This window comes from Streptomyces sp. MH60 (assembly GCF_002939385.1).
Classification (GTDB): domain Bacteria; phylum Actinomycetota; class Actinomycetes; order Streptomycetales; family Streptomycetaceae; genus Streptomyces.
The window spans coordinates 18,832-36,349 of the sequence record NZ_MULI01000072.1 but is presented as its reverse complement, the minus strand read 5'-3'; the positions used below and the strand labels follow the sequence as shown (position 1 = coordinate 36,349).

At 71.5% G+C, this 17,518-nt stretch carries 20 protein-coding genes; 10 read left to right on the top strand and 10 right to left on the bottom strand.

Translation table 11 applies throughout. The annotated features are described in order from the left end of the window. Positions 1-3: 3 nt before the first annotated feature. On the bottom strand, positions 4-1,218 hold the full coding sequence (locus tag BZZ08_RS30890; protein WP_104635507.1) for an amidohydrolase family protein: 1,215 nt from the start codon (positions 1,216-1,218) through the stop codon (positions 4-6). Between the two features lie 101 nt (positions 1,219-1,319). Between BZZ08_RS30890 and BZZ08_RS30885 the strand changes: the two genes are divergently transcribed. The 4 genes from BZZ08_RS30885 to BZZ08_RS30870 all read left to right on the top strand — a co-directional run bounded on the left by BZZ08_RS30885 (position 1,320) and on the right by BZZ08_RS30870 (position 3,511). After that, positions 1,320-1,787 (top strand): MarR family winged helix-turn-helix transcriptional regulator, encoded by a 468-nt coding sequence (locus BZZ08_RS30885; RefSeq protein WP_104635506.1) that lies wholly within the window; start codon positions 1,320-1,322, stop codon positions 1,785-1,787. Positions 1,788-1,975: 188 nt separating this feature from the next. Next, a complete protein-coding gene (locus tag BZZ08_RS30880; RefSeq protein WP_104635505.1) occupies positions 1,976-2,413 on the top strand; it encodes a helix-turn-helix domain-containing protein in 438 nt (145 codons plus the stop codon). 22 nt (positions 2,414-2,435) lie between these two features. Further along, complete coding sequence (locus BZZ08_RS30875) at positions 2,436-3,062, top strand: hypothetical protein (protein ID WP_104635504.1); 627 nt, start codon at positions 2,436-2,438, stop codon at positions 3,060-3,062. Positions 3,063-3,175: 113 nt separating this feature from the next. After that, the gene (locus BZZ08_RS30870) at positions 3,176-3,511 is read left to right on the top strand and encodes a DUF2516 family protein (RefSeq protein WP_171987304.1); all 336 of its coding nucleotides are present in this window, start codon (positions 3,176-3,178) and stop codon (positions 3,509-3,511) included. A gap of 39 nt (positions 3,512-3,550) precedes the next feature. Here the strand turns inward: BZZ08_RS30870 and BZZ08_RS30865 are convergent, their stop codons facing one another. The 3 genes from BZZ08_RS30865 to BZZ08_RS30855 all read right to left on the bottom strand — a co-directional run bounded on the left by BZZ08_RS30865 (position 3,551) and on the right by BZZ08_RS30855 (position 7,492). Then, entirely contained in the window at positions 3,551-5,083 is a 1,533-nt protein-coding gene (locus BZZ08_RS30865; RefSeq protein WP_198601789.1) for a PP2C family protein-serine/threonine phosphatase, read from the bottom strand. A 271-nt stretch (positions 5,084-5,354) separates the two neighbouring features. Continuing rightward, positions 5,355-6,473, bottom strand: coding sequence for a C40 family peptidase (locus BZZ08_RS30860; RefSeq protein WP_104635502.1), 1,119 nt, complete (start codon positions 6,471-6,473; stop codon positions 5,355-5,357). Positions 6,474-6,676: 203 nt separating this feature from the next. Further along, positions 6,677-7,492 carry an SAM-dependent methyltransferase gene (locus tag BZZ08_RS30855; protein WP_104635501.1) on the bottom strand — a complete coding sequence of 272 codons (816 nt, stop codon included), beginning with the start codon at positions 7,490-7,492 and terminating at the stop codon, positions 6,677-6,679. Between the two features lie 254 nt (positions 7,493-7,746). On the opposite strand from BZZ08_RS30855, the gene mshA reads away from it, so the two are divergent. Both mshA and BZZ08_RS30845 read left to right on the top strand, forming a co-directional pair. After that, complete coding sequence (gene mshA, locus BZZ08_RS30850; protein ID WP_104635500.1) at positions 7,747-9,120, top strand: D-inositol-3-phosphate glycosyltransferase; 1,374 nt, start codon at positions 7,747-7,749, stop codon at positions 9,118-9,120. Further along, positions 9,113-9,619, top strand: coding sequence for a YbjN domain-containing protein (locus BZZ08_RS30845; RefSeq protein ID WP_104635499.1), 507 nt, complete (start codon positions 9,113-9,115; stop codon positions 9,617-9,619). The genes mshA and BZZ08_RS30845 overlap by 8 nt, the downstream gene beginning before the upstream one ends. A 16-nt stretch (positions 9,620-9,635) precedes the next feature. On the opposite strand, the gene BZZ08_RS30840 is transcribed toward BZZ08_RS30845, so the two are convergent. After that, positions 9,636-10,463, bottom strand: coding sequence for an AraC family transcriptional regulator (locus BZZ08_RS30840; RefSeq protein ID WP_104635498.1), 828 nt, complete (start codon positions 10,461-10,463; stop codon positions 9,636-9,638). Positions 10,464-10,512: 49 nt separating this feature from the next. Between BZZ08_RS30840 and BZZ08_RS30835 the strand changes: the two genes are divergently transcribed. After that, positions 10,513-10,965, top strand: a complete 453-nt coding sequence (locus tag BZZ08_RS30835) for a DUF2000 domain-containing protein (protein ID WP_104635497.1) — start codon at positions 10,513-10,515, stop codon at positions 10,963-10,965. Between the two features lie 13 nt (positions 10,966-10,978). On the opposite strand, the gene BZZ08_RS30830 is transcribed toward BZZ08_RS30835, so the two are convergent. Continuing rightward, positions 10,979-12,256: an MDR family MFS transporter gene (locus BZZ08_RS30830; protein WP_104635496.1), complete on the bottom strand. Its 1,278-nt coding sequence runs from the start codon at positions 12,254-12,256 to the stop codon at positions 10,979-10,981. Positions 12,257-12,427: 171 nt separating this feature from the next. Between BZZ08_RS30830 and BZZ08_RS30825 the strand changes: the two genes are divergently transcribed. Next, positions 12,428-13,189: a phosphoglyceromutase gene (locus BZZ08_RS30825; RefSeq protein WP_043381926.1), complete on the top strand. Its 762-nt coding sequence runs from the start codon at positions 12,428-12,430 to the stop codon at positions 13,187-13,189. A 126-nt stretch (positions 13,190-13,315) separates the two neighbouring features. On the opposite strand, the gene BZZ08_RS30820 is transcribed toward BZZ08_RS30825, so the two are convergent. From BZZ08_RS30820 to BZZ08_RS30810, 3 genes are all read right to left on the bottom strand, one after another. After that, positions 13,316-13,792, bottom strand: a complete 477-nt coding sequence (locus BZZ08_RS30820) for a hypothetical protein (RefSeq protein WP_104635495.1) — start codon at positions 13,790-13,792, stop codon at positions 13,316-13,318. Positions 13,793-14,135: 343 nt separating this feature from the next. Continuing rightward, on the bottom strand, positions 14,136-14,531 hold the full coding sequence (locus tag BZZ08_RS30815; RefSeq protein ID WP_104635494.1) for a VOC family protein: 396 nt from the start codon (positions 14,529-14,531) through the stop codon (positions 14,136-14,138). 69 nt (positions 14,532-14,600) lie between these two features. Then, positions 14,601-14,999 (bottom strand): signal peptidase I, encoded by a 399-nt coding sequence (locus tag BZZ08_RS30810; protein WP_104635493.1) that lies wholly within the window; start codon positions 14,997-14,999, stop codon positions 14,601-14,603. Between the two features lie 164 nt (positions 15,000-15,163). Here BZZ08_RS30810 and BZZ08_RS30805 point away from each other — a divergent pair, with 164 nt between their 5' ends. Both BZZ08_RS30805 and BZZ08_RS30800 read left to right on the top strand, forming a co-directional pair. After that, the gene (locus tag BZZ08_RS30805) at positions 15,164-16,063 is read left to right on the top strand and encodes a hypothetical protein (RefSeq protein WP_342211024.1); all 900 of its coding nucleotides are present in this window, start codon (positions 15,164-15,166) and stop codon (positions 16,061-16,063) included. Between the two features lie 125 nt (positions 16,064-16,188). After that, positions 16,189-16,569, top strand: coding sequence for a VOC family protein (locus BZZ08_RS30800; RefSeq protein ID WP_104635492.1), 381 nt, complete (start codon positions 16,189-16,191; stop codon positions 16,567-16,569). A 25-nt stretch (positions 16,570-16,594) separates the two neighbouring features. Here the strand turns inward: BZZ08_RS30800 and BZZ08_RS30795 are convergent, their stop codons facing one another. Further along, positions 16,595-17,464 carry an AraC family transcriptional regulator gene (locus BZZ08_RS30795; RefSeq protein ID WP_198601788.1) on the bottom strand — a complete coding sequence of 290 codons (870 nt, stop codon included), beginning with the start codon at positions 17,462-17,464 and terminating at the stop codon, positions 16,595-16,597. Positions 17,465-17,518 lie beyond the last annotated feature (54 nt).

Here is a 17,518-nt window from a genome sequence, read left to right as displayed (position 1 = left end):
CGGTCAGGCCGCCAGGCGGGTGCCGCGGCGCCAGACGGCGCGCGTGTTGAGGGTGTCGCCGATGTCGCCGGTCGGGTCGCCGTCGACCAGCAGCAGGTCGGCGCGCAGTCCCTCGGCGACGCGGCCCCGGTCGCTGAGGCGGAAGCGCCGGGCCGTGGTCGCCGTGGCCGCGCGCAGGGCCCGCGAGGGCGTGAGGCCGGCCGCCACGAGGTACTGCAGTTCGTGGTGCAGGCTCGCTCCGTGGGCCAGGCCGCCGAAGAACGTCTCGGGCATCGAGACGTCGGTCCCGGCCAGCACGTCGACGCCGGCGGCGTCCAGGGCGCGGACGGTGGCGTAGACGTCCTCCAGGCTGCCCTGCGGGTAGCGGTCGTAGCTGGACCGCAGGGTCCGGTCCCAGCTGTCGTCGAGGCGGGCGGCGACCCGGGGGTCGTCGGCGAGTTCGCTGCCGGTGATGCCCATCATCGAGGCGTTGAGGGTGATGCAGGGGATGACGAACATGCCCGCGTCCCTGATCACGTCGATGATCTCGGCGGTGTGCGGCTGGTCCATGAACACGTGGGTGACGCCGTCGACGCCCGCCTCCGCGGCGATCCTGGTGGCCTCCAGGGTCAGCGCGTGGGCCACGGTGAGGGCGCCGTACTTCCTGGCCTCGGCCACACCGGCGTTCAGGGTGGCCCGGTCGAGCGACGGCAGTCCGGGATGCCCCTCCACGGTGCCGTCATCGATCATGAACTTGATGAAGTCCGAGCCCCGGGCGAGGAGTTGCGGCACGTAGGCGACGGCTTCCTCCGGGGTCGTGGAGAACGGCATCAGCGGCATCACCGGCGGGAGGTCCCACTTCGGCCGGAACCCCTCGGGCATCAGCTCGCTCGGGTGACCGCCGGGCGGGGTGATGGCGAACCCGGAGGAGCGCACGTCGGCCAGGGTGTCGTCGTCGGCGATGGACCCGCGGTTCTCCCGGGTGTTCATCCCCTGCATCTCCAGCTCGGTCGTCACCCCGAACCGCAGGGCGAGCGCCAGGGAACCCGGGGCGGAGTGGACGTGGGCGTCGATGAGTCCCGGGAGCAGGGTGGCACCGCCGCCGTCGACGACCTCGCAGTCCCGGGGGACCTCGCCGCCGACGCGGGCGATCCTCGTGCCGTCGATGACCACGGTCCGTACGCCTACGGACTTCTCCCCGTCGAATACCTGCGCGTCGGTGATCGCGGTGAGTGCCATGGCAGTCCGCCTCGTTTCCTGGCTCGTCAGCATTTACATACCTGATGCTATGCAGTTGTCTGAAGGTATGCAAATGTGCGGGAGCGGCCTAGACTCGGGGCATGAGCAGCGCGTCTTCCTCCGACCGGTCCGCCGACGACCTGGCGCTGGACCAGATCGGCCCGGCGTTGTCGCGCCTGCGACGGCGCACACCTGCTTCGGGCAAGGACCTCTCCCGCAACCTGGTCCTCAACGTGATCGCCGACGCGCCGGGCGAGACGACCGTGGGCGGCCTCGCGGCCGAGATGGGCGTCGCCCAGCCGGTGGCCAGCCGCACCGTCGCCGCCTGCATCGAGGAGGGGTTGCTGCGCCGGGCGGCGTCCCAGTCCGACGGACGCCGCACCGTCCTCGAACTCACCGAGCACGGCGAGGCCGAACGCCACCGGTTCGCCGCCGAACAGCGGGAGGCGTTCCAGCAGATCACCGCCGCCTGGACACCCCAGGAACGCATCCAGTTCGCCCGCCTCCTGTCCCGCTACGGAGCCGACGCCGCCGCCTGGTCCAGAAACCGGGCCGGGGGCCGCGACTGAGCTGTCCCGTCGCTCAACCCGAGGCATCGCGCTGAATGCCCGAGGTCATCCGCATAGGGGCAGCGGAAACGAGCAGTGCGGCGAACGGGACAGACAGGCGGGACACGGTGGTTCGGGCGCGGAGGCGCGGGTGCACTCTTGCAAGCGCGGTGCTTGCAATAGTTAGCAAGGTGCTGCATGGTGGAGGCATGGCAACGCTCAATGTCGGCAATCTCGGTGAGTACCTGCGCGAGCAGCGGCGCAACGCGCAGCTGTCGTTGCGGCAGCTCGCCGATGCCGCGGGCGTGTCCAACCCGTACCTGAGCCAGATCGAGCGCGGGCTGCGCAAGCCGAGCGCGGAGGTGCTCCAGCAGGTCGCCAAGGCGCTGCGGATCTCCGCCGAGACGCTGTACGTCCGCGCGGGGATCCTCGACGCGGAGCGGGACCGGGACGACGTGGAGACGCGTGCGGTCATCCTTGCCGATCCCTCGCTGAACGAACGGCAGAAGCAGGTGCTGCTCCAGGTCTACGAGTCCTTCCGCAAGGAGAACGGGTTCGGGGCCGACGCGGATGCCGGTCCGGATGCCGACGCCGACGCTGATGCCGTTGTCGACGGGGCGGAAGCAACACAAAACCCTCAATCGTAAGCAATTCCGGAGGACCATCACCATGGCCATCACCGACGACCTGCGCAAGACCTTCAGCGACCCCACCCCGCTCTACTTCGCCGCGGGCACCGCCGACCTCGCCTTCCAGCAGGCCAAGAAGGTGCCGGTGCTGGTGGAGCAGCTGCGCGCGGAGGCCCCGGCGCGGATCGACGCCGTACGCAACACCGACCCGAAGGCCGTCCAGGAGAAGGCGACGGCCCGCGTCAAGGAGACCCAGGGAAGCCTCCAGACCAAGGCCAACGAGCTGTTCGGCTCCCTCGACGCCGACTTCAAGAAGCTCGGCGAGACCGCCCAGGACCTCGCGCTGCGCTCCGTCGGCGTCGCCGCCGAGTACGCCGTCAAGGCCCGGGAGACCTACGAGAAGGTCGCCGAGCGCGGCGAGCAGGCGGTCCGCACCTGGCGCGGCCAGGCCGCCGACGGCATCGAGGACCTCGCCGAGGACGTGGAGGACCTCGCGGTGGCCGTCGAGCCGGCCAAGCCCGCCCCGGCCAAGCCCGCGACGGCCAAGTCGGAGCCGGTCCGGGTCACCGAGGACAAGTCCGCCGCGGCGAAGAAGACCCCCGCCCCGCGCAAGGCTCCGGCCAAGAAGAGCACCACCGCCAAGAAGACGACGCCGCCCGCCAAGTAGGGCAGGGCGCGACGAGCGGGGAGCGGGCCGGGCACCCTTGGGGTGTCCGGCTCGTTCTGCGGGTACGGTGACCGCTAAATGACGATCCGATTCTGGTGGTGGACGTTGTGCTGATGCAGGGGTTCGCAGGCTTCATGTGGCTGCTGAGCGTCGCCCTGATCCTTTTCAGCGGCTTCGCTTTGATCGACGCCGCCACGCGCCGTGAGGACGCCTACCGCGCGGCCGACAAGAAGACCAAGCCCTTCTGGCTGATCATCCTCGGGCTCGCCTTCGTGGTGAACCTGATCTTCAACATCCTGTCGTTCCTGCCGATCATCGGCCTCATCGCGACGATCGTGTACATGGTCGACGTACGGCCCGCGCTGCGCGGCCTGTCCGGCGGCGGCCGCAGCAGCCGCCGCGGCTCCAGCAGCGACGGACCCTACGGCCCGTACAACGGCGGACGCTGACGGGAGCCCCCGCGCGAGTGGTCTCCGGGACCGGGCGGCTCAGGCCGTCCGGTCCAGCAGGACCACGGCCAGGTCGTCCGCCAGCTCGCCGCCGTTGAGTTCGTGGACCTCGTTGACGGTCGCCCGCAGCAGCTCCTCGCCGGTCAGACCCTCGGCGAGCTGGCGGCGGACCAGCTCCACCATGCCGTCCTGGCCGAGCCGCTCCCGGCCCCCGCCGACGTGGCCCTCGATCAGGCCGTCGGTGTACAGCATCAGGCTCCACTCGGCGCCCAGCTCCACCTGCGTCCGCGGCCAGCGGGCGCCCGGCAGCAGCCCCAGCGCCGGGCCGTTGTTGTCGTAGGGCAGCAGCCGTGCGGGCACGCCCGGGCGGCTGAGCAGCGGGGACGGGTGCCCGGCCAGGCACAGGCCCGCGCGGCGGCCGTCCGGGGAGATGTCCACGGCGCACAGCGTCGCGAAGATCTCGTCGTCCGAGCGCTCGTGCTCCAGCACCTGTTGCAGCGTGCCGAGGAGCTGGTCGCCGCAGAGCCCCGCCAGGGTCAGCGCCCGCCAGGCGATCCGCAGCTCCACGCCGAGCGCCGCCTCGTCCGGGCCGTGCCCGCAGACGTCGCCGATCATGGCGTGCACGGTGCCGTCCGGAGTGCGGACGACGTCGTAGAAGTCGCCGCCCAGCAGCGCGCGCGAGCGGCCCGGACGGTAGCGGGCGGCGAAGCGCAGCGGGGACCCGGCCAGCAGCGGGGTCGGCAGCAGGCCGCGCTCCAGGCGGCGGTTCTCCTGCGCCCGCAGCCGGCCCTCGGCCAGCCGCCGCTCCGCCGAGTCGGACCGCTTGCGCTCGACGGCGTAGCGGATCGCCCGGCTCAGCAGGCGGCCGTCCAGCTCGTCGCGGAACAGGTAGTCCTGCGCGCCGACCGCCACGGCCTCGGCGCCGCGCTCGGCGTCGCTGGAGGAGGTGAGCGCGAGCACGGCGTGCCGGGGCGCCAGCTCCAGGACGTGCCTGAGCACCGCCAGCTCGTCCTCGCCCTCGGCGGCACCGTTGCCACCGCCACCGACGTCGGTGGCGGTGGCGGTGCGGGCCGGGGCGGGGGCCGACAGGGCGAGGTCCAGCAGGATGCAGTGGACGTCGTCGGTCAGCAGCCGCCCGGCCTCGGTGAGGTTGCGCGCGGTGCGGACCCGGATCGGCTTGCCGGACTGGTCGAGCAGGTCGGGCACGATCGGCGATCCGGCCGGATCGTCCTCGATCAGCAGCACGGTCAGGTTCGTGGGAACCGCGCTCTCCGTCCGGCCGCTGGGCGTCCGGACGGTGCCGGTGCCGGTGTCCGTGCCGGGCCCGGGGCTGGTGCTCGTGCCGGGGCCGGGGCTGGTGCTCGTGCCGGGGCCGGTGCTGGTTTCGGGGCTGGTGTCCGTGGGCTTCTCGCGCTTCTCCGTGGGGTTCTCTCGCCGGCTGGCGGGGTTCTCGGCCGGGTGCGTCCCGGGCGGGGCCTGTTCCGTGGAAGGGCCGCTGTCCGGGGACGCGGCGGGCGCCTGACCACACTCCACGGCCGGGATCGCCCTCTGCCGCGGTACGGGTACGGGCATCGTCTTGTTTTCCTTCCCTCCCCCCGAGGGCATGGCGGGGCGAGGGACCTCGACCCACCGACGGGGACCATAGCGGGTGACGGCGCCGCTGCGGAATGGTCCAGAACACGTCGGGCGGCCATCGGCCACTGTCATATGCCGCGTAATCCCCCGCAGTTGGACACCTCGCCCGGGGGTCCGGGATGACGAACGTCACGCGGGGCGGGGCGCCGGGCGTGTACTGGGTCACGTGGCCCGCCTCACGCGCCCGGCGCGGGTCACGTGGCCCGCGTCACCCCTTGGGTGCGGGCGTCTGCTCCGGGGCCGTGTCCGGCCGGACCACGCCGAGGATCGGCATCGAGCCCGCGCCGGCGATGGTGATCGAGCGCCCGGGGCGCGGAGCGTGCACGACGGAGCCGTCACCGACGTACATGCCGACGTGGCTGGCGTCGTCGAAGTAGATGATCAGGTCGCCGGGGCGCATGTCCTCGATGTCGACGTGCCTGAGCTGCTTCCACTGCTGCTGCGAGGTACGGGGGATCGCCTGCCCGGCCGACACCCAGGCCTGCGAGGTCAGGCCGGAGCAGTCGTAGGACTTCGGGCCCTCGGCGCCCCACTGGTACGGCTTGCCGATCTGGGCGGTGGCGTACTCGACCGCCTTGCGGCCCCGCTCGGTCGCCTCGGTGTCGAGGTCCTTGAGGATGCCGGAGTCGAGCCAGGCGGTCTGGGCCTTGGCCTGCGCCTCCCGCTCCAGCCGGGCGAGGCGCTCCTTCTCCTCCTTCTCCAGCGCGGACTCCAGCTGCTCGGCCGCCGCGATCTGCTTCTCGATCTTCTTCTGGGCGGTGGCCTTGGCCTTGCGGTTCGCCTCCAGCTCCGTCAAGCGGGCGGAGGCGTCCGCCGCGTAGGTCTTCAGGTCCTCCTGGGCGCGGGTCAGCTCGCCGAGCAGGCCCTTGGTGGCCCGGTGGCCCTGGATCACCCGGCCGGTGCCGTCGAGGAAGTCCTCGGGGTCGTCGCTCAGCACCAGCTTGGCCCCGTCGGGCAGGCCGCCGGTGCGGTACTGGGCGCGGGCCGCGGCTCCGGCGCGGTCCTTCAGCCCGTCCAGCTTCTCCTGGCCCTTGACGATCTTCTTGGCCAGCTCGACGATCTCGGCGTTCTGCTTCTCGGCCTTCTCCTCGGCGGCGTTGTACTCCTCCGTGGCCGAGGCCGCCGCGCGGTAGAGCTTGTCGAGCTTCTTGCGTACGGCTTCCAGGTCCTTGTCGGGCGTGACGGCCGGGGCGCCGGCCGACGCCGACGGTGAGGGCGACGACGAGGGGCCCGGGTCCGCGAACGCCGTGCCCGGTGCCGCCAGCACGGTGATCGCGCAGACCACGGTCACGGCAGCGGTCGTCAAGCCACGTGTCCCCGCGCGCATACCTCGCCCCCAAACTGGTTAACCGTCAGTAACATAGGTCGCTCGGGGGATCGTGCCACGTCGGCGCGGAAAGCGACAGAGGCCGTGCTTTCCTCCCGCTTCCTCGCGATCGCTTCCCGTCGCTGCCTTCCGTCGGCCGCTTCCCGTGATGTGTGACGAACGCCGCACGGAGATCGTTCCGCGTCCGTGCCGGTGCCGGCGGTTCACGCGCGGGGCGCCAACGCCTCCCACCGCACCGTCACTTCGCCCTGCCGCCACCGCACCGGCCCGTCCGTCACCGGCCAGTCGGCCGTCAGGTCCCGCACGGCCCTCATCCAGCGCTGCCGGGCGCCGTAGGAGGCGTAGGGCGCGGCGGCGGCCCAGGCGCGGTCGAAGTCGCGCAGGAAGGCGTGCACGGGCTCGCCCGGGACGTTGCGGTGGATGAGCGCCTTCGGCAGCCGTTCGGCCAGGTCGGAGGGGAGGACCAGCGAGCCGAGCCGGGTCGCGAAGGTGACCGTGCGCGGCCCCTCGGGACCGAGCGCCACCCACACGTGCCGGCGTCCGATCTCGTCGCACGTGCCCTCGACCAGGAGCCCGCCGCGCGAGTGCTCCGACGCCGGCGCGAGCCGCGCGCACAGCCGCCGCCAGACGGCGGCGACCTCGTCCTCGTCGTACTGGCGCAGCACGTTCGCCGCGCGGATCAGCAGTGGCGGCCGGGAGACGGGGACCTCGAAGCCGCCGTGCCGAAAGTCGAGCCCCGCGCGCGCGTACGGCCGGGCCGCCACCACCCGCGCCGGGTCGATCTCGACACCCACCACGCGCGCGTGGGGCGCGACCGTGCGCAGGCGGTGCAGCAGCTCGACGGCGGTCCAGGGGGCCGCGCCGTAACCGAGGTCGACGGCGACGGGTTCGGCGGCACGGCGCAGTTCGGCGCCGTGCACGGCCGCGATCCAGCGGTCCATGCGGCGCAGCCGGTTGGGATTCGTCGTCCCGCGCGTGACCGTGCCCACGGGGCGGGTGGCGGTGGCGCGGGGTGGCATGACTACGAGGGTATGCGGCCGGCCGTCCGGCGTTCGTCCGCAGGGTGGTGGGTACCCGCGCGCCACGGCGGGGCGCCCGTCGCCACCGGCCCCGGCCGGGACCCGACCGGGGCTCGAACGGTTGAGCGATACGCGGTAATGATTCGGCAAAGGTCGGAAAACCGGAATGGAGCACCGCCCGTCCGGTGTTCCCACCCCTTGGAGGGCATCCCAGGTCCTCCGACCGGCATGCCCGCAGCGAGGAGGAACGGCTCGTGAGCCAGTACGTCAGCAGGCTCGGGCGTCGCTCACCGGCGGCTTCCCCGCGGCTCCGGCTGCTGCGCAGGCCCCGCCGCGTCGCCATGCTCTCCGTGCACACCTCACCGCTCCACCAGCCCGGCACCGGCGACGCCGGAGGCATGAACGTCTACATCGTGGAGCTGGCACAGCGCCTCGCCGCGATCAACATCGAGGTCGAGATCTTCACCCGGGCGACCACCGCCGCCCTCCCGCCCGCCGTCGAACTGGCCCCCGGCGTCCTCGTCCGGCACGTCGACGCGGGCCCGTACGAGGGACTGGCCAAGGAGGACCTGCCCGCCCAGCTCTGCGCCTTCACCCACGGCGTGATGCAGGCCTGGGCCGGCCACCGCCCCGGCCACTACGACCTGGTGCACTCCCACTACTGGCTCTCCGGCCACGTCGGCTGGCTCGCCGCCCAGCGCTGGGGCGCGCCCCTGGTGCACGCCATGCACACCATGGCCAAGGTCAAGAACGCCAACCTGGCCGACGGCGACACACCCGAACCGGCCGCCCGCGTCATCGGCGAGACCCAGATCGTCGCCGCCTCCGACCGGCTGATCGCCAACACGGCCGAGGAGGCCGACGAACTCGTCCGCCACTACGCCGCCGACCCCGACAAGGTCGCCGTCGTCCACCCCGGCGTGAACCTCGACCGGTTCCGCCCCTTCCCCAAGGGCCGCGTACCCGGCCCGGGACAGCACGGGAACGCCCGCGCCGCCGCCCGGTCCCGTCTCGGCCTGCCCCAGGACGCGCTGATCCCGCTCTTCGCGGGCCGCATACAGCCCCTGAAGGCGCCGGACGTCCTGCTGCGCGCCGTCGCCGTACTCCTCGACGAGTGCCCCGAGCTGCGCTCCCGCATCGTCGTGCCCGTCGTCGGCGGCCCCAGCGGCAGCGGCCTCGCCAAGCCGGAGGGGCTGCAGAAGCTCGCCGCGCGGCTCGGCATCGCCGACGTGGTGCGCTTCCGCCCGCCCGTCGACCAGGAACAGCTCGCCGACTGGTTCCGGGCCGCGTCCGTGCTGGTCATGCCGTCCTACAGCGAGTCGTTCGGCCTGGTCGCCATAGAGGCCCAGGCGGCCGGTACGCCGGTGCTCGCCGCCGCGGTGGGCGGGCTCCCGGTCGCGGTGCGCGACGGACACACCGGCCGCCTCGTCCACGGCCACGATCCCGCCGCCTACGCGCGCGTACTGCGCGATTTCGCCGACAATCCCGAGCTGACGCCCCGCATGGGCGACGCCGCGGCCCGGCACGCCCAGTCCTTCGGCTGGGACAGCGCCGCCGCCACCACCGCCGACGTCTACACGGCCGCGATCCAGGCGCACCGCCGTCGCGTACGCTCGCACCATGGCTGAGGCACCACAGCAGAAGGCAGCGCAGGTCCTGGAGGGGGCGCTGAAGGACGCCGACCTGGAGTGGGAGAGCCCGGAACCCGGCACCTACGTCGTCAAGCTCCCCGGCACCCGCAAGCTGTCGACGACCGTCTCCCTCCTCCTCGGCCGGCACTCGCTCTCCCTCAACGCCTTCGTCATCCGCCACCCCGACGAGAACGAACCGGCCGTCCACCGCTGGCTGCTGGAACGCAACCTCAAGCTCTACGGCATCGGGTACGCCGTCGACCGCCTCGGCGACATCTACCTCACCGCGAAACTCCCCCTGGCCGCCGTCACCCCCGACGAGATCGACCGCCTCCTCGGCCAGGTCCTCGAAGCCGCCGACGGCGCCTTCAACACCCTGCTGGAGCTGGGCTTCGCCTCCGCCATCCGCAAGGAGTACGAGTGGCGGACCTCGCGCGGGGAGTCGACGCGGAACCTGGAGGCGTTCCAGCACCTGATCGAGCGCTCCGGCGACTGATCCGGTCTCGGACGGCTCAGCTCCGGGCGCCGCTCGCCCGGTACCGCCCCGGAGTGACCCCCACCAACCGCTTGAAGTGCCGGGTCAGATGGGCCTGGTCGTAGAAACCGGTGGCACCGGCCACGTCCGCCGGGGACCGCCCGGCGAGCAGCAGCCGCCGGGCCCGGTCGACCCGGCGGGACATCAGGTACTGGTGCGGCGCGATGCCGTAGGCGCCGCTGAACGCCCGTACCAGATGCGCCGGATGGGCGGGCACGAGTGAGGCGGCCTCCGCCAGCCCGATCCCCGGGACGACCCGCTCGTCGAGCAACTCCCGCAATCGCCGGGCGAGTACGGGGTCCCGGCGAGCGGGGCCTCCGTCGCCCCCGGGGCGCAGATGGGTGCGCAGCCGCTCGCCGATCAGTGTCAGCCGGCTCTCCGCCTCCAGCTCGTCACCGGGCAGCGCGAGCGCGGCGTGCAGCTGCCCGACCCGCCGCCGCAGCACCGGGTCGGGCAGGTCGGGCGCGTCCACGGCGGGTCCGATCAGCTCGTCGCCCAGCCGGGAGGCGTCCAGGTACAGGACGCGCTTGCGGAAGCCGTCCGGTGTCGCCGGGGAGCCGTTGTGCGGCACGTGCGGCGGCAGCAGCGACACCGTGTCGTGCGGAGTCCCGTGCTCGTGCCGGTCCAGGTCGTACCGCACGGCGCCGTCGTCGACGATGAGCAGCGTCCAGGCGTCGTGGACGTGCATCGGATAGGCGTACTCGGTGTAGTGGGCGTGGAAGACCTCGACGACGCCCGGGACGCGGGGGCGCCAGGCGGAGACGTTCCGCTGGTCCTTCCCCTGGTCGTTGCGCTGGCGGGCCATGCAAAAAACGTACAAGACCGGGCGGGGTGTGCGTCGGCAGTCTCACCGTATGAGCACGCACGAAACAGCCCCCGGGACTCCCGAGGCCCCCGTCCGCTTCGACACCAAGATCGCCGTACTGCTGCGCGAGGACCTGGAGACCTGGCAGCGCCTCAACGTCACGGCGTTCCTGGTCAGCGGCCTGGGCAAGCAGTTCCCCGAGGTGATCGGAGAGCCGTACGAGGACGCGGACGCCGTCGGCTACCTGCCGATGTTCCGCCAGCCGGTACTGGTCTTCGAGGGCACGAAGGAGACCCTGACCACCGCCCACGCGCGTGCGCTGTCGCGCGCCCTGCCCCGCGCCCTCTTCACGTCCGACCTCTTCACCACGGGCAACGACCGCGACAACCGGGCGGCGGTACGGGCCGTGGGGACGACGGACCTGGACCTGGTGGGCCTCGCGGTGTACGGCCCGAAGAACGCGGTGGACAAGGTGCTGAAGGGGGCGCGGATGCACCCGTGAGCGCGCGACGGGATCAGACGGCGCCGGCGTCGACCCGGGGCGCGGGGGCCACGGACGAATCCTGGGCGACCGGTCCCTCGTCGTCGTCCGGCAGGCCGCGCATGAGCCACCCGTACCCGGCCGCCGCCACCGTGCCGACGACGGCGCAGATGCCCCACAGCCACTCGGCGCCCCAGCGGTCGATGACGAACCCGGACATCAGCGGGGCGACGAGGGCGGCGACCGACCAGGACATGGTGTACATGCCCTGGTAGCGCCCGCGCCCGTGCACGGGGGAGAGGCGGACGACGAGCCCGGTCTGGGTCGGCGCGTTGACGATCTCGGCCAGCGTCCACACGCACACGGTGAGGGCGAAGACGCCGACCGTCCCGGCGAACGCGGTGAGCCCGAAGCCGTACCCGGCCAGCAGCGACGATCCGACGAGCAGCAGCCGCGGATCGCGATGCTCGATGAACCGCGTGACGGGAATCTGAAGGACGACGATCAGGACGCCGTTGACGGCGATGGCCAGCCCGAAGTCCGCGGGCGTGAACCCGGCCTCGCCCATGGCGACCGGCAGCCCCAGGTACCCCTGTTGGAAGATCACGGCGACGAGGAAGGACAGCCCGACGACGCTCATGTACCGCCCGTCGCGCAGCACGGTCCACAGGGAGACGACCGGTTCCTCGCCCAGAGTGTCGGCGGTCTTCTCCTGCCGGGGCCGCGACTCGGGCAGCTTCACGAAGACGAGCACGGCGCAGACGAGCGTCATCCCGGCCTCGATCAGGAACCCGGCGAGATAGCTGACCTCGGCGATGAACCCGGCCGCCATGGAGGAGATCGCGAAGCCGAGGTTGATCGCCCAGTAGTTGAGCGAGAACGCCCGGATACGGTCCTCCGGCCGCACGATGTCCGCCATCATCGCCTGCACCGCCGGCCGGGAGGCGTTGCTCGCCATGCCGACCAGGAAGGCGACGGCGGCGATGGCCACCGGGTCCCGCATGAAGCCGAGCAGCGCGACGGACACGGCCGTGGAGGCCTGGGCGACGAGCAGCGTCGGCCGCCGCCCCAGCCGGTCGGTCATCACCCCGGCGCCCAGCGAGGAGATGACCCCGCCGAGCCCGTGCAGCGCGGCGACCAGACCGGCGTACGAGGCGGAGTAGCCGCGGTCGATGGTGAGGTACAGCGCCATGAAGGTGGCGACGAAGGCACCGAGCCGGTTGACCAGGGTGCTGGTCCACAGCCACCAGAACTCGCGGGGAAGTCCGGAGACGGTTTCGCGCGCGGCACGTCTGAGTCCGGCGACTGACATGGTTCCCCCGAGGTGGCTGTGACGGTGAGCTGTGGATGTAAGCGGCTGTCGCGGTGATCACAACTTACAAACGCCACCGGTGCGGGGCTACTCGATTAACACTTTCCGTCAACCGTCCGCCCACCGGGCGCGCCGAGCACCGGGTCCGGGGGTTCGATTACGCTCGGAACCATGGCCGACGCACCGTACAAGCTGATCCTCCTCCGCCACGGCGAGAGCGAGTGGAACGAGAAGAACCTGTTCACCGGCTGGGTGGACGTCAACCTCACCCCGAAGGGCGAGAAGGAGGCGACGCGCGGCGGCGAGCTGCTCAAGGACGCCGGCCTGCTGCCCGACGTGGTCCACACGTCCGTCCAGAAGCGCGCGATCCGCACGGCCCAGCTCGCGCTGGAGGCCGCCGACCGCCACTGGATCCCGGTCCACCGCCACTGGCGCCTGAACGAGCGCCACTACGGCGCCCTCCAGGGCAAGGACAAGGCCCAGACCCTGGCCGAGTTCGGCGAGGAGCAGTTCATGCTGTGGCGCCGCTCCTACGACACCCCGCCGCCGCCCCTGGACCGCGACGCCGAGTACTCCCAGTTCTCCGACGCCCGCTACGCGATGCTCCCGCCCGAGCTGCGCCCGCAGACGGAGTGCCTGAAGGACGTCGTCGGCCGCATGCTGCCGTACTGGTTCGACAGCATCGTCCCCGACCTCCTCACCGGCCGCACGGTCCTGGTCGCGGCCCACGGCAACTCCCTCCGCGCCCTGGTCAAGCACCTCGACGGCATCTCCGACGCCGACATCGCGGGCCTGAACATCCCGACGGGCATCCCGCTGTCCTACGAACTCGACGCCGAGTTCAAGCCGCTGAACCCGGGCGGCACGTACCTGGACCCGGACGCGGCGGCGGCCGCGATCGAGGCCGTGAAGAACCAGGGCAAGAAGAAGTAGGTCCCTATGAGCAGCCCCCTGCCCACACTCCTCCGCCGGGAGGGGGCTGTTCGCTAGGCTTGCGGGTCGTGTGCTTCGCTGTCCCGCTACGGATTCCGTAACGCGACGACGCAGATGAAAGCTCACTCAGGGCGCGGTGCTGTCTCCGCTGCTGCGTACGTCTTCTCGCATGCGCGCCCGCAGCGTGGCAAGGGCGTCGTCGTAAGCGCGGCGCCCCTCCAGATACACCGGGTCGGTGACCAGGATTCCCTCCATCACGCGATCGCGGAGGTCACGCAGCCGACGGAAAGTGTCCTCCGAGGCATCCACGACGCGACCGGGCGCACTGATGGTCATCTGGTACCTCAGGCCGATGCACGGCCCGAACGCCTCGCGAGCCGTGGTGCGGCGCGTGGCGGGTTCGATGTCAGGGTTCCGGGCCACGTTGCCGCAGGTGTGCCGAGCCTCGGACAGACCGGCCAGGTAGTCCCCGTACAGAGTGCGACGCGCTTGCGTCTCGCGGTCCAAGCGCTCCCGCTTCCACCGTTGACGGTCCAGCAGCATGGTGGACCCTGTGGCGATGGCCGCGCCGACTACGGTGCTGATCAAGGTGATCCACTGCATGGGCCGACCGTAGCCACTGCCACGGTGTCCGTGGCCCCGGTGCGCGGTCGGCTCTGGCAGGTCATCCGCTGGCCATCGACGTAGCCCGACCGTCGGTTAGGTCCCGGACGAATCTCCGGGCCGCCCCCAGACAGGCCGGGGATGCAACCATTCCTCACAGAGCTGGAACCCCCGGAAGCCGACCGCGCGCTTGAGAGCCTAGGTGGCGGCACTGACAACCGACGTGCGAGTGGTGGCCGTTGCACGGCGCTGTGTCTGATGGTGGGCGCACTCCGGATTCGCCGGCAGAGCAGCCGTAGAGCCGCAAGGTGGTGAGCGTGCAGGTCACGGCGCCGGGTATCGGCTAGTCGGACGGTGCCAGGGTGCGTACGACGTCGAACTCGTTGCCCTCGGGGTCGGCCATGACCACCCAGCTCCGGCCCGGGCCCTGGCCCACGTCCACCTTGGTGGCGCCGAGGTCGAGGAGTCTGGCCGCCTCGTCCTCGGTGCTGCCGTCGATGGGGCTGATGTCCAGGTGGAGCCGGTTCTTCACGGTCTTGCCCTCGGGTACCTGGACGAAGAGGACGGTGGGAGGCATCTGGCGGGCCCGGACCGCCTCGACCGTCGGCTCCCAGGAGCCGATCTCGACCTTGCCCTCGCTCCGGTCGATCACCCTGAAGTCCAGCGCCGCGCACCAGAAGGCCGCGAGGCGCTCCGGGTCGTGGCAGTCGACGACCAACTCCGTGAACCTACTGGTCATTTCTCCCCCAGGTAGCAGTGCGGATGAACGCTCAGCCTATGGTGCCCTCCACCGCCATCGAGCAGACGTTCAAGCCCCGGCGTCCTGGGCGCCGGGATCGGCCTCGTCGGCGACCGCGTAGCCGGGCACCGACGGCCACCGCACCGTGAGGACCACGGACTCCTCCTCCGCGTACCAGGAATGGTCGACGCCCCTGCCCCACACGACGTAGTCGCCCTGCTCGGCCAGGACGACGCTGCGGCCGGGGAAGTCCACCCGGAAGCGTCCGCTGATGAGGACCTGCAAGGCGGTGCGGTCCTCGCCGGTGACCCAGTGGGCACGCTCGTCCCCCCTCGGGTGGACGCCCCACTTGATCTCCACGTCCTCGCTGTGCCGGGGGTCGGAGGCGTCCTTGAAGTGCCCCAGCAGCCAGCCCCGGTCCAGTGCCGCGTCCTTGCCCGCGTTGCCCACGTACACGCTGTCCGTCATGGTCCCGGAAGCTAGCAGCCGGCCGCGCGGGGCTCGGCTCAGGCTCGGGAACTGCGCGGATCACGGGGTGCGCAGCGGGATACGCTCACGGCGCGGCATGATCAGTCGCTCTGATTCCGGGGGGAATTATGGGAAATTCACGGCGTGGTCGGATACCGCGCAGGGTGACGAGCGCGGCGTTCGCCGTCGTGCTGCTCACCGGGGGAACGGCTGCCTGCGGAGAGGGTTCGGCGAGTGACCCGGCGTCCGCGGACAACGGTTTGTCCGAGGTGACACCTGCGGCGGCCGTGGCGAAGGCGGCTTCGGACGCCGAGCGCATCACGTCGCTCCACTACCGGGTCACCGGCACGGTGCCGGAGTGGGGTCGGGTGAAGGCCGAGGCATCCATGCGTACGGCGCCCATGGCCATGGGGATGGAGATGAACGCCACCGGCCGGTACGGAGGCAGACCGCTGGAGGTCCGGTTCGTCGACGGGGCGATGTATGTGCGCGGGGACGCCGTCGCATCCGAGAAGCTGAAGGGTGCGAGCTGGTTCAGCGCCGAACCCGCCGCGTGGGGACTGGACTTGACCGACAACAATTCGTACGGCGTGCTGCCGCGTCAGCTCGAAGGCAATCCGGTCGTTCAGTCGGTGATGCTGTCCGCATCGAAAGACGTGCGGCGTATCGGGACCGAAACGATCGGCAGTGTATCGACGACGCACTACCGAGGAACGGTCACCAAGCGGGGCGTAGGTGCCGCGCGTGACGCAGCCACCGGCAAGGCGGCCCGCGAGCGTCACATCGACAGCCTTGGGCAGTTCTTCGAGCTGCGCATCGAAGGCACGCTGACCGTGGACCTGTGGATCGGCGACGACAACCGCACCAAGCAGTTCCGCATGCGGGGCGATACGTACGCGGCGAAGGGCGGCAGCGACGGGAAGCCGCTCGAGATCATCGACGGCGATCCCCTCGACATGACCGTCACCTTCCTCGACGTCGACCAACCGGTCACCGTCGAGGCGCCACCGTCCGAGGACACCGTCGACCTCGCCACACTGACGGACGGGGTACCGACGGACTGAGCCGCCCCGGAAGCCCGGACGTTCGGCCTGTCCCGGTGAAAACCCTTCGCCCCCGACCGCCCCTCCAGGTACGGTCACCAGCGCGTTCGTACCCGTGCTTCCCACGTCGAGAGCAGGTTTCCTCCATGGCATGTCGGATCAGTGAGCTCGTGCTCGGTTGTCGCGACCCCGAGGTGCTGGCGCGGTTCTGGTGCGAGGTGCTGGACTTCGTCGTGCTGGACCGCGAGGGGAACGAGTTCTTCGAGATCGGGCCGCGTGAGGGGTTCGGCGGGCCGCAGCCGACGATCATCCTCAGCCGCCGGGACGAGCCGGAGCCCGGCAAGTCCCGGCTGCACATCGACGTCAACGCCACCGACCGCGATCAGGACGCCGAGCTGGAGCGCCTCCTGAAGCTCGGGGCGCGCCCGGCCGACATCGGGCAGACCGGCGAGGAGTCGTGGCACGTCCTCGCCGATCCCGAGGGCAATGAGTTCTGTCTGCTCAAGGCCCGTCTCCGGCCCCTCTGATCAGTCCCTCTGATCAGCCGGTTCCTCAGGCCGGTTCCACCGGGAGCCACAGTTCGGTCGTCGCCGTCGTGAAGTCGTCCGCCCGGTCCAGGACCGAGACGATCGACGGGCCGGGGCGCAGGCGCCACGGGTTGGAGGGGAACCACTCGGACGCGGTGGCCGCCCAGGTGGTCTGGAGGGCGTCCGGGTAGGCGCCCGAGCTGCGGAAGACCGCCCACGTGCCGGCCGGTACCTCGATGGCGTCGAGGTCGGCGGGGGCCGGGGTGCCGGCGGTCACGGCCACGCCGTGCAGGTAGGTCAGTTCGGTGCCCTCCGCACTGTCCTGGGCCACGTCGTCGCTGACCTGGAGCAGGCCGGCCGGGTCCGTGTCACTGAGGGACTTCAGGCGGGCATGGGCCTCCTGGGGGAGTGCGGCGATGTGCTGCTGGATGTGCGGGTTGACGCCCTCGTGGATGAGCGGGACGCGGGTGGCGTGTCCGATCAGGCGGAAGGCGGGGCGGTCGGCGAAACGGGTGTCCATGGAGGTGCTCCCTTCGACGGTCAGGCGGAACCTGAGCTGCGGTTGTGACCGAAGGGGGCCTCCCGCGCGGCGAACATCGCGCGGGGCGGTGCCGTGGACCGACCGGAACGCGCGTCCGAACGCCTCCGTGGAGCCGTATCCGTACCGGACGGCGATGCCCAGCAGATCGTCCCCGCCCCGTACGACGTCGGCGGCGGCGACGGTCATGCGGCGCCGGCGGACGTACTCCGACAGCGGCATGCCCGCCAGCGACGAGAACATCCGGCGCAGGTGGTACTCGGTCGTGCCGAGCGTCGCGGCCAGCGCGGGGACGTCCGGTTCCTCGCCGAGGTGTTCCTCGACCAGGTCGATGAGCCGGTTCAGTGCCGAGATCATGAGGCCTCCCTTCGGCATCCACCGTCGCAGGGGGCGCCTCCGCGGTGCCCGATC